Origin of the sequence: Thalassoroseus pseudoceratinae, assembly GCF_011634775.1 — a bacterium.
In the GTDB taxonomy this organism is placed as follows: Bacteria; Planctomycetota; Planctomycetia; order Planctomycetales; family Planctomycetaceae; genus Thalassoroseus; species Thalassoroseus pseudoceratinae.
This window is the reverse complement of the sequence record NZ_JAALXT010000003.1, coordinates 935,108-949,807: the sequence shown is the minus strand read 5'-3', so window position 1 is coordinate 949,807 and position 14,700 is coordinate 935,108. Positions and strand designations below refer to the sequence as shown.

At 54.0% G+C, this 14,700-nt stretch carries 13 protein-coding genes; 4 read left to right on the top strand and 9 right to left on the bottom strand.

Translation table 11 applies throughout. The features are described 5' to 3' along the window. Positions 1–80 precede the first annotated feature (80 nt). Positions 81–833, bottom strand: coding sequence for a 3-oxoacyl-[acyl-carrier-protein] reductase (fabG, locus tag G6R38_RS13690; RefSeq protein WP_166826197.1), 753 nt, complete (start codon positions 831–833; stop codon positions 81–83). A 63-nt stretch (positions 834–896) separates the two neighbouring features. Next, the gene (locus G6R38_RS13685; RefSeq protein ID WP_166826196.1) at positions 897–1,397 is read right to left on the bottom strand and encodes a 3-hydroxyacyl-ACP dehydratase FabZ family protein; all 501 of its coding nucleotides are present in this window, start codon (positions 1,395–1,397) and stop codon (positions 897–899) included. 314 nt (positions 1,398–1,711) lie between these two features. Here G6R38_RS13685 and G6R38_RS13680 point away from each other — a divergent pair, with 314 nt between their 5' ends. Next, positions 1,712–2,506, top strand: a complete 795-nt coding sequence (locus G6R38_RS13680; protein ID WP_166826195.1) for a PilZ domain-containing protein — start codon at positions 1,712–1,714, stop codon at positions 2,504–2,506. 72 nt (positions 2,507–2,578) lie between these two features. Further along, complete coding sequence (locus tag G6R38_RS13675) at positions 2,579–3,871, top strand: Nramp family divalent metal transporter (protein ID WP_166826194.1); 1,293 nt, start codon at positions 2,579–2,581, stop codon at positions 3,869–3,871. On the opposite strand, the gene G6R38_RS13670 is transcribed toward G6R38_RS13675, so the two are convergent. The 6 genes from G6R38_RS13670 to G6R38_RS13645 all read right to left on the bottom strand — a co-directional run bounded on the left by G6R38_RS13670 (position 3,840) and on the right by G6R38_RS13645 (position 8,323). Continuing rightward, positions 3,840–5,240 carry a deoxyribodipyrimidine photo-lyase gene (locus G6R38_RS13670; RefSeq protein WP_166826191.1) on the bottom strand — a complete coding sequence of 467 codons (1,401 nt, stop codon included), beginning with the start codon at positions 5,238–5,240 and terminating at the stop codon, positions 3,840–3,842. The two genes, G6R38_RS13675 and G6R38_RS13670, sit on opposite strands and share 32 nt — an antisense overlap. Before the next feature lie 92 nt (positions 5,241–5,332). Beyond that, positions 5,333–6,016: an SGNH/GDSL hydrolase family protein gene (locus G6R38_RS13665; RefSeq protein WP_166826188.1), complete on the bottom strand. Its 684-nt coding sequence runs from the start codon at positions 6,014–6,016 to the stop codon at positions 5,333–5,335. 58 nt (positions 6,017–6,074) lie between these two features. Next, on the bottom strand, positions 6,075–6,383 hold the full coding sequence (locus tag G6R38_RS13660; protein ID WP_166826185.1) for a Dabb family protein: 309 nt from the start codon (positions 6,381–6,383) through the stop codon (positions 6,075–6,077). 53 nt (positions 6,384–6,436) lie between these two features. Then, complete coding sequence (locus G6R38_RS13655; protein WP_240928191.1) at positions 6,437–7,105, bottom strand: 3-keto-disaccharide hydrolase; 669 nt, start codon at positions 7,103–7,105, stop codon at positions 6,437–6,439. Positions 7,106–7,194: 89 nt separating this feature from the next. Next, positions 7,195–7,608: a hypothetical protein gene (locus G6R38_RS13650; protein ID WP_166826182.1), complete on the bottom strand. Its 414-nt coding sequence runs from the start codon at positions 7,606–7,608 to the stop codon at positions 7,195–7,197. A gap of 31 nt (positions 7,609–7,639) precedes the next feature. Then, complete coding sequence (locus G6R38_RS13645; RefSeq protein ID WP_166826179.1) at positions 7,640–8,323, bottom strand: nucleoside 2-deoxyribosyltransferase; 684 nt, start codon at positions 8,321–8,323, stop codon at positions 7,640–7,642. Between the two features lie 330 nt (positions 8,324–8,653). Here G6R38_RS13645 and G6R38_RS13640 point away from each other — a divergent pair, with 330 nt between their 5' ends. Both G6R38_RS13640 and G6R38_RS13635 read left to right on the top strand, forming a co-directional pair. Beyond that, a complete protein-coding gene (locus G6R38_RS13640; protein ID WP_166826176.1) occupies positions 8,654–9,166 on the top strand; it encodes an RNA polymerase sigma factor in 513 nt (170 codons plus the stop codon). A gap of 31 nt (positions 9,167–9,197) precedes the next feature. Then, positions 9,198–11,747: a VWA domain-containing protein gene (locus G6R38_RS13635; RefSeq protein WP_206028574.1), complete on the top strand. Its 2,550-nt coding sequence runs from the start codon at positions 9,198–9,200 to the stop codon at positions 11,745–11,747. A 105-nt stretch (positions 11,748–11,852) separates the two neighbouring features. On the opposite strand, the gene G6R38_RS13630 is transcribed toward G6R38_RS13635, so the two are convergent. Continuing rightward, positions 11,853–14,465, bottom strand: a complete 2,613-nt coding sequence (locus G6R38_RS13630; RefSeq protein ID WP_166826173.1) for a HEAT repeat domain-containing protein — start codon at positions 14,463–14,465, stop codon at positions 11,853–11,855. Positions 14,466–14,700 lie beyond the last annotated feature (235 nt).

Sequence of the window (14,700 nt, the reverse complement as noted above, 5' to 3'; positions counted from 1 at the left end):
GTCCGACATGGTTCCCCATCCGGTCGGCCATGCTTTGTCTTCCGTGACACGTCAGCAATCAACAGCGAATCCATCCTCAATCACAGACCACCCAAGGTCAACCCACCGTCAACGGTGAGAACTTGACCGGTCACATAGGTGGATTCTTCACTCACCAAGAACAGCACCGCCTTGGCGATGTCTTCGGGTTGACCGAGACGTCGCATCGGGATGTGCTTCTTGATTTGGTCTTCGGCGGCGTTTCGCACCGCTTCAGTCATTTCCGTTTCAATAAAGCCGGGAGCAACCGCGTTGACGGTGATCCCACGTTTGGCATATTCGGTCGCCAAGCATCGGGTGAACCCTTCAATTCCCCCTTTACTGGCGGCGTAGTTTGATTGACCTGGGTTCGAGTAGTGGGAAGCCACACTCGACATGTTCACAATGCGACCACTTCGTGCGGACATCATCGATCCAATGGCCGCCTGACAGAAGTTGAAGACCCCGGTCAAGTTTGTGTCGATCACTTCCTGCCACTGCTCGAAAGTCATCCGGGCCAACAGCGTGTCGCGAACAATTCCAGCGTTATTCACTAGAATGTCCAATTTGCCCCACTCCTCGACAACTTTATTGACTGCATCATCGGCAGCCGACTTATCAGCGACGTTGGCTTGGATCGCAAGTGCTTCTTGGCCTTGTAATTTCAGTTCGTCAACCAATGCGTTCGCAGCATCGGAATTGGAATGATACGCGAAGGCAACCTTCGCCCCCTCGCGTGCCAAAGTTTCCACGATAGCCCGACCAATTCCGCGACTGCCTCCAGTGACGATCGCTGTTTTCCCTTCGAGCCTCATGAAAATACCCTTCAATTCAAGCGTCTTATGTGTGTCGATCAAGAAATGGTTTTCGCAGATGCCTTACGAAAGTTGTGTGCCGCCAATTCGGCTCCACAACTGCTTGGCTTCCTGAATGTTTTTTTCATCGACCGCAGCCAAATCGGCGTTGCGATCTGCCAAGTTGATTTGCTCCAAAGTCAATTTGGCACTCACGGTTGTACCGGTGGAATCGTCTCCACCAATGCTCCGCGTTCGCCCTTCGGCTTTGAATGTGTACTCAGACTCAGACTTCTTTTGAAATGTCGCAGTCACTTCCAACGTGTTGCCAGGAGTGACAAAGTTATTGAATCGCACGGCACGAGTTTGTTTTAACAGGATCGTGCTGTAACGGAATCCTTCTTCAAACCGCATAAACCAAGCACCTGTCTGGACTAACGACTCCAACATCAAAACGCCGGGCATCACAGGGAAGCCAGGAAAGTGGTCAGCCAAGTATTCCTCGGCAGCCGATAGATTTTTGATGGTGGTGATCGAACGACCGGGTTCGTGCTCTAAAATCCGATCGACGAGTGAAAATCGCATCAATAGTCCCACTTGTATCGAAAGACACGATCTTTCTGTTTATCGACCGAAGATCATTCCGAAGTATAGTTTAAGCGAAAAACCGCTACAACCCCCATCGTCAGGATCATCGGAGTCGATGATGGGAAATCGTTGCAAACGGCAATTCTGATTCGAACCGGCCAATAGCAGTGTCCAAAACAGGGTTCGAGGGGAATTTAGTTTGTTCTTCGATTTGAGGAAAGATACGTTTTCTTCGAATGGTACGGACAAGCTCTCAGGACTCAACAGGCGATATCCAGATGGTGAATCAGTCCACAATTGAACCTTCGACGATGGATGAAATCGAGGCCCTGCATCATCGGCATGTCGGCCAATCGTCCGGTGCATGGTGGACAAGGCTTCCCAATATCGAATTTGTGAAATGCAAACTCGACGGAATCGGCCCGTTGACACGAGTTCATCCCGATATGATCGCCGATGCACTGCTCGCGGTCGACGGTCGCCCGACAACGGATGAACCGCTCGCCACTTCGAACACAGAGCATCCCCCCCAGAAGCTGATTCAGGATGCGGAGATCGCCCAACCCGAAGCAGAGATCGCCCAACCGGAAGCAGAGATCACACAACCGGAAGCAGAGATCACACAACCGGAAGCAGAGATCACACAACCGGAAGCGGAGATTGCACAGGGCGGGAATGATTGGGAGCCGTTTGTCGAGCGTCGTGTCCTGCCGCGACGAACTGGCAATGCGAGTGTCCGAGTCGTTCGCATCCCGGCAGATTCGTCGTTGACCAGTCAGCAAAGGAATTGGGAACTCTATGGGACATCGCTTCGCTGCGAGCTTGAGGAAATCTCGTTGCAGAGTCTGGTCTGCCTGCTCGGGGAACCCTTCTCTCCCGGCGATACGGTATACGTTCGGCTCGAAAACCCGCGAACACACCGCACACTCGATGTGCCGGCAGAAGTGGCTCGTGTTCGGTTTGTCAGCGGTGACGATCGTTGGAAAGTCATCTTCGAGCTTCAGCGGTCGCTCACGTTGAGTGAGTTGCAGCACTTCGCTTACGCATCCGAACAACCGCTTCCCATCGGTGATCTGGAGGAAGCTCAACCGGATAGTTCCCATTGAGAACGCTCCACATAGGCGTTTGACTGACCGTTTGATATGCTCGTTGGCGACCCTTCATTCTGGAGAACGCCGATGAATCCACCGCAGTCGAAACCGTCACTTCTTACCATCGTCGGCCCAGGGTTATTGGTGGCTGCGACGGGTGTCGGGGCTGGTGACTTGGCCACGGGCGCATTCACAGGTAGCAAACTTGGTCTAGCGGTCTTGTGGGCAGTCGTTGCCGGTGCCTTCTTCAAATTCGTTCTGAATGAAGGTCTCGCACGATGGCAATTGGCAACCGGTGAGACACTCCTCGAAGGTGTGATACGTCGTCTTGGACGATTCGTCGGATTCATCTTCCTGATCTATTTGGTCGCTTGGAGCTTCTTCGTCGGCAGCGCATTGATGAGCGCCTGCGGCGTGACATTTCACGCCATTCTTCCGATTTCTGATCCACAGACCGACAAAATTATCTACGGGATTGCTCACAGTTTGATCGCTGTGGGGTTGGTTCGTTGGGGTGGATACCGCTTGTTTGAACGCGTGATGAGCGTGTGCATTGGCATCATGTTCGTCATTGTGTTGGCGACGGCCGTTGCGATTCAGCCTGACTGGATGGCGGTGCTACAGGGATTAACGATCCCCACCATTCCGCGGGCTGATGGCGAAGGACTTGCATGGACGGTCGCGCTAATGGGCGGCGTTGGCGGCACCGTCACCGTGCTGTGCTATGGCTATTGGATTCGCGAAGAGAACCGTAGCGGCGAAGAGGTGCTATCGGTTTGCCGGATCGACTTGGCAATCGGGTACGCGATGACGGCGTTGTTCGGCATCGGGATGGTGATCCTCGGGAGCACGATTGAAACCGATGGGAAAGGTGCCTCGCTCGTGGTGCATCTTGCGGACCGACTCGAAGAAGTGCTTGGAAACGCCGGTCCAACAGCTCGAATTGCCTTTTTGATTGGTGCCTGGGGAGCGGTCGGTAGCAGCTTACTCGGCGTATGGCAGAGCGTGCCGTATTTGTTCGCCGATGTCATGCGACTTCTGCGTGCGGGAGAGCAACACCCGTCCGAACCCGTCAGCACCGATTCAGCGACCTACCGTTGGTTCCTGTATGCCCTCGCAACCATTCCGGCGATCGGCTTATTCTCGAACTTTCAACAAGTTCAGATGGTTTATGCAATCGTCGGGGCGATGTTCATACCGATCTTGGCAATCGTCTTGCTGATTCTCAATTCACAGTCAAAATGGATTGGTTCGCGGTCGCGAAACTCAATTGCCACGACTATTGTGCTGACAGTGGCCGTGTTGGCATTTGCGATTGCAGCGGGCTTTGAGATCCATCGCAAAGTTCTCAGTCTGCTGGAGTACTGGTCGCTTGGTTGACGAGGTCTTCGACTTTTTCAACATAACCATCGATATCGCATTTGCGTTCGAGCCCGCTAGCCGCCATGTAGCGGACTTTGCCAAAAATCGGGCGTTCTTTCCAACCTTGATCGTGTTGGCCGAACACCCAGGCCACACCAGCAAAAGAGTTTGCATCCCGACCGTCGACGAAATACTTGTTATTGATTTCGAGAGCGAATCGGAATGCAGTTTGTGGTGTGTTGGTCCACTCGAGAATTTTCTTCCCCCAATACATTCGCATGTAGTTGTGCATGTAACCGGTGTGCCGCATTTCCTTCATCGCCGCATTCCAATAAGGATCATGAGTTTCGGCGGCTTCGAGTTCTTTCTGAGTGTAGACGTGCTCTCGGGGGTCGTCTTTGTGTTCCTCAAGCGTCGTTTTCGCCCAGCTCGGTAGACAACTGAAAGAATCATAGTTGGACGTGTAGAAGACAAAATTCGTGGCCAACTCTCGACGACACAGCAGCTCCTCAAGGAAAGAATCTCGGTCGTCATCGGGATGGTTCTTGGCGTCCGAGATCGTCAAGGCAACATCGACGGGGGAGATTTGCCCGAAGTGCAGATACTTGCTCATGTGGGAGACATAGTTCGTCTGCGGTTGATTGCGATTTGCGTCGTAGTCGGTGAGTCTTTGGTCCCGAAACCGACGAAGAATCGACTTCGCTTGAGAAGTTCCTCCCTGAAAGAACTTCGTCACCGCTCCGATACTCGTATCGAGTTTCATTCGGCCAAGCAGTGTATCGAGGTCTGACAAATCCTCACCCGGGACGTTGAGATTGAGTGAGTCTTTCTTGAGCGGATTGGTCTTTAGTTCAACGAGAAACTTTTCCCGATGCTTGGCCAACTTCGGGCGAATGGTGCGGGCCGCGTATTCGGCTTTGTCGGACGCAACCTCAACGGGCACGACCACGTCGGACTCGACTTGCCAAACTTCGCAATCCACGTCCTTTGCGACTTGCTCCCGCCAGGCTTTCTGATGACGAAGATACCCACGATCACACACAACAACAGATGCGTCTTCAGCCAACTCGATCGCCACATCGGCCGGTGCTCCCCGCTGAAGCACAAACGCAATACCACGAGATTCCAAGTCGGTTGCGACGTCCTGCAAGCCTTCCAGCATGAAGCGGTAGTGCCGAAGGTTGGCTTCGGGATAGTCGTCCATCAAACCACAAGCGACCAACAATCGGTCGCCCCGATCGTTGGCCGTGCGGATGGCGAATTCCAACGCATGATTGAAAGTCGCTCGCTGAGATTGCTGCATCCAATAAAGAACGTACTTCCCGTCTCTCGGGGGCTTGTCGTTCAATTTCTGGATGCGTTCTTCTTGAATTAGTTGCGTTGCCATGAGAAATCGTCGAGATCTGGGATGCGATTGGCTGCGTGACTAGTTTGTTCTAGCCGACAACAGTCGAATTGGCATCCCCAAGATCGGGACAATTACTTCTCCAACGCTTCGCGAATGGACTTCACGACTTCTTCCGCCAGCGTCTTCGATCCGTCGGGAGTGAAGTGCACGTTGTTGGGGCGTTGAATATCATCGAGTCGTGAGTTGGCGAATGTGTAGAGATCATCGACTGCGATGTCATGTTCCTTCATGATCTTCAAAGCGGCCGTATTGTATTTTGCGGGATCGGTTGTGTCACGATGTGGCGAGACACCAGTGGGAACCGGCGTGGTCGTGCAGAAGATGAGTTTCGCATCGGATTGCTGCAACTTCTTCACGATGGCCCGCAGTTGTTTCTCGTAGGTCTCGACGTCCGCTTGCCGTGGATGATCGGGATTGCGAGAAGGCTTCTTGGTTTTGGGGTCTTCCCGTTTCATGTCGTGTAATCCCCAGTTGAAGTGGATCACATCCCAATCGCCACCGTCGATTTTCAACCACCGCTCGACATTTTCAACGCCATAAGTAGTGCCCGAGCAGTTTTCCGCTCGCTGACCGTTCGCCCGCATTGGTCGCTTGACGATGGCTTCGCCTTCCATCATTTTTTGCACGTAGGGCGTGTAACCGATGGAGATCGAGTCACCAAGGATCAACACTCGTGGTTTGTCAGCGGCCATGCTCACAGAGCAAACCGCTAGGCAAATCAACGCAGCTAACCGCAATCGCAGCGACGAAAACATGGTCTTGTCCTTTTGAGAATTTAGCAGAGTCAATTGGCGAACCTCAGCGAACCATTTATCAGCCGGTGACATCGGAGTCGAAGACACGAACGCTCGCCCAGCTGTCTTTGTTCTCGTCGATGAATTGCAAGTGTGCTTCGACCGTCTGGTAGGCATCATGCGATTCACGGGAATCGAAGACCACGTGCAAGGCAACGTGGAAATCGCGGTCGTTCACTGGGCGATCTAAGTCTGGATTCAAAGTCCCGGCGGCGAAGAAAACGACACCGGGGTGATCCTTCAGATACTTGTGACACGCTGCCACCAACTGTTCGCAGGCGTGGTCCGAGGGATCCTTAAGAGTGAAAAACACGTTGTGTGACAGCATTTCAAGCCTTGAATAACAATTGATGGAAAAATTGGAGACTGTTCTACGGAAACCTACTTGGCTGGTTTCAACGGTTTGATCCGCAAGTTACGCCAGCGAACTTCATAGGGGCCTTGGCGTTTGCCGATTCCGTGAACTTGCAAACCGATGAAGCCGGACATCATTTCGGTTTTCTCGTCTTGCAAATCAGCGATCGCAACACCGTTGACCCACGTTTGAATATGCGGTCCGACAGCCTTCACGTAGTACTCGTTCCATTCGCCCTTTTTGAATGCTGCATTCTTCTTCGCATCGGCTCGCCGTTCATCCGGGCTCAGCCAACCGGTTCCCAGTCCTTCGCCGTAGATGAAGCCAGCGGTTCCGTTGGTCGCGATTTCTACCTGTGGACCATGCACGCGGTACTTCGGATTCGCTCCGAACGCCGCCGAACGAATCTGCACACCCGAGTTGAGTGCGTCATCCACTTTCACTTCGAATTTCAGCTCGAAGTCGCCGTACTCTTTCATCGAGCACAGGAACGAGTTCGGGCTCGCTTCGTTGGTTCTTCCGACGATGCATCCGTCCTCGACGGTGTAAATCGCGGTGCCGTTGAGTCGTTGCCAACCGGCGAGCGTTTCCCCATTGAAAATCGGCGAAAAACCTTCTTCTTTTTCGGCGGCAACCAGGCACGATGAAGTCGCGAGAATTGCGAACATGAACAGTGAGCACAGCGTTTTTGACACGGTGGGTTATCTCCTCGAAATGATGTTGTGTGAAGCTAGCAACATAACCGGGAGTGGGGTCGGAAACAACTCACCGTTCGGAGGCGAATCTATCGCTTGAGCAGAGTCTCCAGTCGGCTCCGTTCCGCGAGCCAATCGAGAATCCGACTGGTGACCACTTCATCGCTGGATTGCGTGACAATTTCGACATTCTCCGCCTCTCGCAAGAAACGCAGAAATCTCTCGAAATAGGTTAAATCGTAATCTGGGATTGAGAGCGTCATCACACGCGACGCATTAAGCAGCACGGGTTCACGACGGAGAAAGCCGAGAACTGAATGCCGGTGTTCTAACGACTCAAGAAATCCTTGGCGAAACACGTCGTCCTCGGCGTAGTCGGCGGCCAGCACTCCGTCCGCCAGAATCAATGCCATCCGCACCGCAGCCGGGTCGATGGGGCCTGGCAGAAATTCACCCCGCTGAAAATCAATCGGTCCCACCGAATATTGACCGGACAGGCTCATGACATGCAAAAACTATCAGAATGCGTGTGACTCAGCGACTGACTTCCGAGCGACCATTGGGTTCGATGCCGTCCGGGGCGAACAGTTCGGCGACACAATCCGCGATCAGTTCGTTGTCACCACTAGCGTCGGCCGATTGCATCGCTTGCCAGAGACACCGGCCATCCGCGATGGTTTGCTGCATTTTCGGCGACAACGAACGTGTCCCCCGCAAACTCCCCGCACTCTCGGCACAGGCATGAGTGAGTTTATCGGGCAAATCTGTAATACAATCGTGCGTGACAAAGTCGACCAAACCAACCAACAACGGATTGAATCGACCTGCGATTAAGCTGCGAACATCATCCGTGTACGCCACCAACGGTTTGCCGAGCGACCAGGCCAATGCAGCTTCCGATACCGCACCCTCGTCTGGCGTTCGACCATTGAGATTCCAAACCATGGCGTCACACTCGGTGGACAACTGATAAACATCCAGCGAGAAAATCGCGGCATGCAAGAACAACGCCGCCTGAGCCGGTTCGAATCCACGTTCAGTCAAAACTTCCACGACCAACCGAAATTCCATGCCATCACGGTGTGGCAGGAATACCGAAAAACCGGCGTCGCACAGGCAATCGGCGATTTTCTGCATCTCGTCCCGCTCAGACTGATTGAAGAGCGGTCCGGCACAGTAGACACGGTATTGGGATCGGTCAATTTGGGAGGCTGACATACGCGATCTTCAACAGTTTCAAAGGGATTGAGGCTCATCCATGACGCATCATCGACATTCTGCCAAGAAGATTGACGAATGTCCACACGTGTTTCCCCCGAATCTCAGTACACTAATCGAGATTCGTATGAGAAGGCTACCACATCTTGTATGCGGTTCCCAATCCGACATCAAGATTCGGATGAAGATTTCGGGAGCGGCCACGCTGATTTTATTGACCGCAGTCGGAATTTTAAAGTTTTTCTGGTGACGCGGCTGATTTCGTCTAAGGAAATGTGATCACGTCGGTTCTTGGAGTACCTGTTGAATGATGAACAGCGAAAGCGGCGTATGAATCGGAACGGCAACACCTCCGCTTGGATCCAGTCGGCACTCGATCAGTACGAGAGTCGATTGATCGGCTACGCACGTCGCATGACCGGTTCGAACGAAGCCGCCTACGACGTCGTGCAGAATACGTTTTTGAAGCTCTGTCGCCAAACCCCCGCCGACGTGCATCAGAATCTCGGCGGTTGGCTGTTCACCGTTTGTCGGAACGAGGCCCTTAACCACATTCGCCGGGAGAATCGCATGACCACGTCGGCTGAAGTCTCGCTAAGAACGGCCCAAGACGCCACCCCCATGCCAGGCACAAAAATCGAACAGGACGAGACCGCTCAACAGTTGCTGGATTGCTTGCACGCGTTGCCGGTGAACCAACAAGAGGTCGTGCGGCTGAAGTTTCACTCGGGGCTTAGCTATCGCGAGATCGGTCAAGTCACCGGCTTGAGCGTCTCCAACGTCGGTTTCTTGATTCATCAAGCACTGACAACCCTCCGCAAACAACTCAGTTCCCATCGCTGATTCCCACGCACATTTACCCTTGAGGTTTCAGATGACATATTCCTTCGATGATCCACGGATCACGGCTTATATTCTTGGCGAACTCCACGAACCGGACTTGAGTGTGTTCAAATTGGAACTCGCTCGTTCGACCGAATTGCAAGCAGCTGTCGAGGAAACACGCGAAACCATTTCGCTGCTCGGCAATGTGTTCGATCAGGAACCGGAATGGCGATTGGATTCATCGCGACGGGAGAAAATCGTCGCAGCTGCACAGCCTCCGGTCTCCGGAACACGGACGGACGCCCCGACCTCCCGCCAAGGATCGGCTCCCGTGTTGGCGGTTGTCACACTGGTTTTGCTGGCCGGTTTTGCGGTGCTTTTAAATTCGGAGGCTTCCCCAACGCCGATGGAAACCTTGGCGAAACTTGAGCCCCCGCAAGAGGTATCCACGTCCACTACGACAGACAGCCTGGATTCTCTGAATGATGAACTGATTGTCGAATTCGTCGATCAGGGAAATGGTCCTGGCGATGTTTCATTGTTTGCCCAATCAACGCAGCCCAAGGACAAGACCGTCAATTTTTCGGACAGTCGGATGACAACCTTATCAACGGTGACTGCGCAACAGCCAAAAGGTGTCACCAGTTTTTCGATTCAAGATGCCGAATCGAAGCAGGGACTCGGCTCCCCATTGTCGTATGGAACGGTAGCGGAGACTTGGGAGTACCGTAACCGCTCCAACCAGAATTCGTATTTTTCGAATCTTTATGGTGTGCCACGCCAACGAGGCAGAGTCAACCAGAACCTGGGCCGGTCAGACGTGCGTTGGGGAGCCACCACTCCGCAATCTAATTCAGGACCCGCCGTCACGCGTTTCGATCAATTTGGTCTGGGTGCTAACGTTGATGGGCGAAGGGGTGGACAGGCGGAGGAATTCGAACGACGGAAGATTCAGGGACCGCAGATTGTGCACGACTTCCAACAAACCCTGAATAGGAAACTGAGCGTACTCGACGGAACCGTCCGCCAAAAGGTTGAAGGATTTCAGGAACAAGTGCCGCGTTTGAACGAAGGTCTTGCCGACCTGGATGCAGCAACTGTTGGAAAGGCCATCGAGCTTCAGCGGCAGAGAATTCCGGCAGCGAAGAAAATCAGAGTTCTTGCCGCAGGCGAACAACCCGCCGCGGAGCAATACGAACCAATTGTCGAGAATCCGTTCATTGAACCCGCCGGTCAGTCGGCACTTTCCACGTTCTCGATCGATGTTGATACCGCCTCTTACGCAAATGTGCGACGGTTCCTGAACAACGGGCAATTGCCACCACCGAACGCTGTGCGAATCGAAGAACTTCTCAATTACTTCCGCTACGACTATCCACAGCCGGCGGACGGGCAACCGTTCTCGGTGAACACCGAAGTCGCCCCTTGTCCTTGGCAACCACAACACCGATTGGTTCGCTTCGGTTTGAAAGGCCGCGAGATTTTGAAGGAGCAACGGCCCGCGACGAATCTTGTGTTCCTCATCGACACGTCCGGTTCCATGTCCAGCGGTAACAAACTGCCGTTGGTGAAAACCGGCCTGGAGATGCTCGTCAAGCAACTTGGCGAAGGCGATCGCATTGCCATCGTAACCTACGCCGGGAATGCCGGTCTTGCGTTGCCCAGCACACCTGCCGAGCAACAAGGCGACATTCTGGAAATCATCCGCAAACTCGAGAGCGGCGGATCGACCAACGGAGCAGCAGGAATTACGCTCGCTTACCAACAAGCCGTGCAGAACTTCATCGAAGACGGTGCGAATCGGGTCATTCTTTGCACCGATGGTGATTTCAACGTTGGCGTCAGCAGTGACAGCGAGTTAGTGAAAGTCATCGAGAAAAAACGTGAGAGCGGCGTGTTCTTGAGCGTCCTCGGTTTCGGCATGGGGAACCTCAAGGATGGGAAACTTGAGAAACTCGCCGACAAAGGCAACGGCTTCTATGGCTACATCGATTCCGAACGGGAAGCCAAACGGGTTTTCGAACGCGAACTGGCGGGAACGTTGTACACAATCGCCAAGGACGTGAAAATTCAAGTTGAGTTCAATCCCGCCAAAGTCGGTGCCTATCGGCTTGTCGGCTACGAAAACCGAATGCTCGCCGCCCGAGACTTCCATGATGACCGCAAGGACGCTGGCGAAATCGGTGCTGGACATTCAGTAACGGCGTTGTATGAAATCATTCCATTCGACGCGTTACCTGCCGTCGCCGCAAAAGTGGATGACTTGAAATATCAACGCACCGACCGCCGCCCCGGTGAGAATTCCAAAGAATTGTGCACTTTGAAACTTCGCTACAAGGCTCCCGATGCCGACAAAAGCGACCTCGACAAATTCGCCGTCCACGATCTCGGCACTGAAGCGGTTCAACCTTCGCCGGACTTCGAATGGCAAGCCTCGGTGGCGGCGTTTGGAATGTTGCTGCGGAATTCCGGGCACAAAGGGCAAGCCAGTTGGCCACTCGTCAGCGAACTGTCTGCCGGTGCCGTTGGAGACGACCCGACTGGGCAACGCGAAGAGTTCCGAAAACTCGTCCAAGCTGCCGCAACGCTAACGAAATAGTCTCTGAAACTGATCCATGAAAAAACCGCCCGTCGATCACTAGCGATCGGCGGGCGGTTTTACGTCTGCGGGGATCAGACAGGGTTTTCGTCGTCTCTCGTTGGGTCAATGAATGATGAAGAATGGCACCGCCATTGCACCGACTTGGACCAGGGCCGCGTCTGCTCGCAACGGCACGAGTTCATGCTGAAACGGGGAGCAACTTCCCGGACGATATTTGCCGAGTGGGTACTCACATTCCCATGGCTTCGAGACCGTCGCCAAGTAAGGCATGAACGGGATTCGCCCGTAAAAGTGAGCCGCCGAAACCAGCGGTTGCACACCGTGCCAATGATGGCCATACCGTTCGAGATTGGTTTCCTCAAAGTACAGCGGCCGGTGACAGTACGCGGGAGCCTCGTAACTCTTGCTGGTCACGATCCAAGGGCGGGATTCCTGCCCGGTACGCGTTTGTCCTTGTTGCTCCAGATAAGCCGCACCATAGTTGGTCGGAAGTTCCTGCAAGCGACCATCTTCATCCCGACGTTTCGGGGCGGTGTTGATGGTCACGTATCGAATTGGCTTGAGTTCCCCCGGCGTCCGAGCAGTCCACTTCTGGACCGGGATGTTTGTGTCCAACTCCGTTGGTGTCGAATCCGCAGCCGGTTCGCCGGGAACGTTCGCTGGTTGGTTGCTCGTGTCAGGAACAGGGACTTCGACTTGCACCAATTGAACTTGTGACGGGCCTGGGTCCTGAACCTCGTTCACCGCCGGTTCCAACGGGGAAACTTCTTCGGTCGGCTGATCGAACTGCGTGACTTCCTGCTGCTGGATTTCAACGGTATCGAAGGTTGGCACGTCTTCGGCAGGTTCGGCCACCACGACTGTTGCAACACCTTTGGGCTCGGTCAGATACCCCGTGAGAGTTGTGTCGGCTGCCATCCGAACACGAGCACTCGAATCACTTTGTGCCGTCGTCAATGCTGGCACAATGATGTCGTCATGATACGGTGCCGCTGCAACCAGAGCACAAGCGGCGAAGAATCGGCTGGACTCATCCTCATCGGCAACTGCCTGCACCAACGTAGCAGCGGCGTTTGCGTCCTGAGGTTCGATCCGCAAGATCGCTTCGGCGACGTGAAGTTTATCCAACCCAACCGAACTGGCCATCGCCTCACGAAGTGCCGGTAAAGCCAAGAGTGCTTTCGAGTCGAATTCCCCTAAGAAATACGCAGCCAACGGGCTCACACCGGGTTGCACGGAACCGACTAACTCCGTCAGAACGCTGACCGCCTGACGGTCGTACTCCGGTGCAATCTCATGCAAAGCCTTGGCGGCATGGGCACGGACCACTTCATCACTGGAAGCCAAGCAAGTCTGAACCTGCGGCAAGACGGCACGCGCCTCGGATCCAAACCAGACCAATTCACTCAAGGCGTACTTTTGCTGGATCGGATCCGCCGAGCCAAGTCGAGTGGCGAGATCAGCCAATTCCGGAGACAGCGTTGGTGATGCCGTAGCCTTTTCGACCGGTTCCGCTGCCAAGACGCTCGACTCACTCGGAGTCAGTCCCCCTGTGTTTGATTCTGGTGGTAACGCTGCGGAAGTTGATTGGGGGGATGTGAAATGTTCGTCGAAGGCATCCGCTTGCGGTTCCACAACCGGTTGACTCGAAATCTCGCTCACTTCACCTGGTACAGATTCCTCTTCAATCGCGGGTTCGGCATCGACCGGAGTCACTTCGACCGTCCGACGTGGTAGCTCATACGCCTCTTGTGGCATCGGCGCCGGTTGCTGGATTTCCTCGATCGGCAACGCTGTCTCGGCAAGCAATCGGACATGTTCGTTCGGGTCGTTTTGCAACGACTTGAGAACAGTCACAGCATCCGCCTGATGAGCCGGAGCAACGCTGAACAACGCAGTCGCAGCCATCACACGAACTTCCGAGTTCACATCTCTCAGGCCTCGCAGCAACACTTCGATGGCCACATCATCGCCAGGATTCAATTTCGCGACCGCTTCCGCCGCGTGCAGTCGCACCATGGTATAGTTGCTAAACATCGACTGACGGAGTGCCGGCAATGCGACTTTCGCGTCCTCACCAGACTCGCCCAACGTAAACGCCGCCATTTGACGAATTTCGTGATCCTCGGCAGTTAACTCAGAGATGAGGTTCTGAATGCCGGGATCGATTTTTTCCGGGCTCTCTACAGAACTGAAACTCACCTGCGTTGCCACATTCGCATTCGGCTGGCTCGCAGAAGTCCATTCCGTTTCGAATACAGATTGCGCGATTGGCGACGCATCCTGGGACTCATCCCGCAAAGTCGGTTTTGGGACGGCATCTTGCGTGGGAACCGTCACTGGCAGGGACACCGTGGGAACCGTCACCGGCGTGGACGCCTTACGAACTGCCTTCGGCGTGGACACCGTGGCAGAACTCTTTGCCGATTGCTCAACGACTTCGAACAAGTCGCTCGCTGGCGTCGATGGTTTGACTAGAGTCGTCGGTTTCGACTCCCGTGAAGGCAAAACCATGACTGGCCGTTTCTTGACCAAGGCTTCGAGATTTAACAAGCCAGGGCCGCTACTTTGTGTTGAACGTTGGTAACTCGGATCGGCGGCTTCCGCGAGAGATGTCCCCAACGTGGCCGGCCAAAGACCACACATACACGCTGAAACGAATACGCCGGCGATTCGACGTCCGCGAGCTCGCAATCTTTGGTTTCGACTGTTCATGGAGTTCATTCCTGGAAGACCTGGGCATTTCCATTTCATCGAGTTTCCATCGACTGCTGGAGAGCCGATCGGACGAACCGTAATAATCCTTTCGGCCAAACATGATCCGTGTATTCAACATCTCAGGAGCAATCCCAAAGGTCGACGTGATCGGCAAAAATCGCCCAATTCCACTAGTTTCCGATGCTCAGCGCAGCAAGCAAAATTTCATGAAGCACGCGGTTCAATTCATGAA

Bases quoted from the DNA above. Each gene is read 5' to 3' on its own strand.
- fabG (WP_166826197.1), bottom strand. From the start codon at position 833: ATGAGGCTCGAAGGGAAAACAGCGATCGTCACTGGAGGCAGTCGCGGA.
- G6R38_RS13685 (WP_166826196.1), bottom strand. From the start codon at position 1,397: ATGCGATTTTCACTCGTCGATCGGATTTTAGAGCACGAACCCGGTCGT.
- G6R38_RS13680 (WP_166826195.1), top strand. From the start codon at position 1,712: ATGGATGAAATCGAGGCCCTGCATCATCGGCATGTCGGCCAATCGTCC.
- G6R38_RS13675 (WP_166826194.1), top strand. From the start codon at position 2,579: ATGAATCCACCGCAGTCGAAACCGTCACTTCTTACCATCGTCGGCCCA.
- G6R38_RS13670 (WP_166826191.1), bottom strand. From the start codon at position 5,240: ATGGCAACGCAACTAATTCAAGAAGAACGCATCCAGAAATTGAACGAC.
- G6R38_RS13665 (WP_166826188.1), bottom strand. From the start codon at position 6,016: ATGTTTTCGTCGCTGCGATTGCGGTTAGCTGCGTTGATTTGCCTAGCG.
- G6R38_RS13660 (WP_166826185.1), bottom strand. From the start codon at position 6,383: ATGCTGTCACACAACGTGTTTTTCACTCTTAAGGATCCCTCGGACCAC.
- G6R38_RS13650 (WP_166826182.1), bottom strand. From the start codon at position 7,608: ATGAGCCTGTCCGGTCAATATTCGGTGGGACCGATTGATTTTCAGCGG.
- G6R38_RS13645 (WP_166826179.1), bottom strand. From the start codon at position 8,323: ATGTCAGCCTCCCAAATTGACCGATCCCAATACCGTGTCTACTGTGCC.
- G6R38_RS13640 (WP_166826176.1), top strand. From the start codon at position 8,654: ATGAATCGGAACGGCAACACCTCCGCTTGGATCCAGTCGGCACTCGAT.
- G6R38_RS13635 (WP_206028574.1), top strand. From the start codon at position 9,198: ATGACATATTCCTTCGATGATCCACGGATCACGGCTTATATTCTTGGC.
- G6R38_RS13630 (WP_166826173.1), bottom strand. From the start codon at position 14,465: ATGAACAGTCGAAACCAAAGATTGCGAGCTCGCGGACGTCGAATCGCC.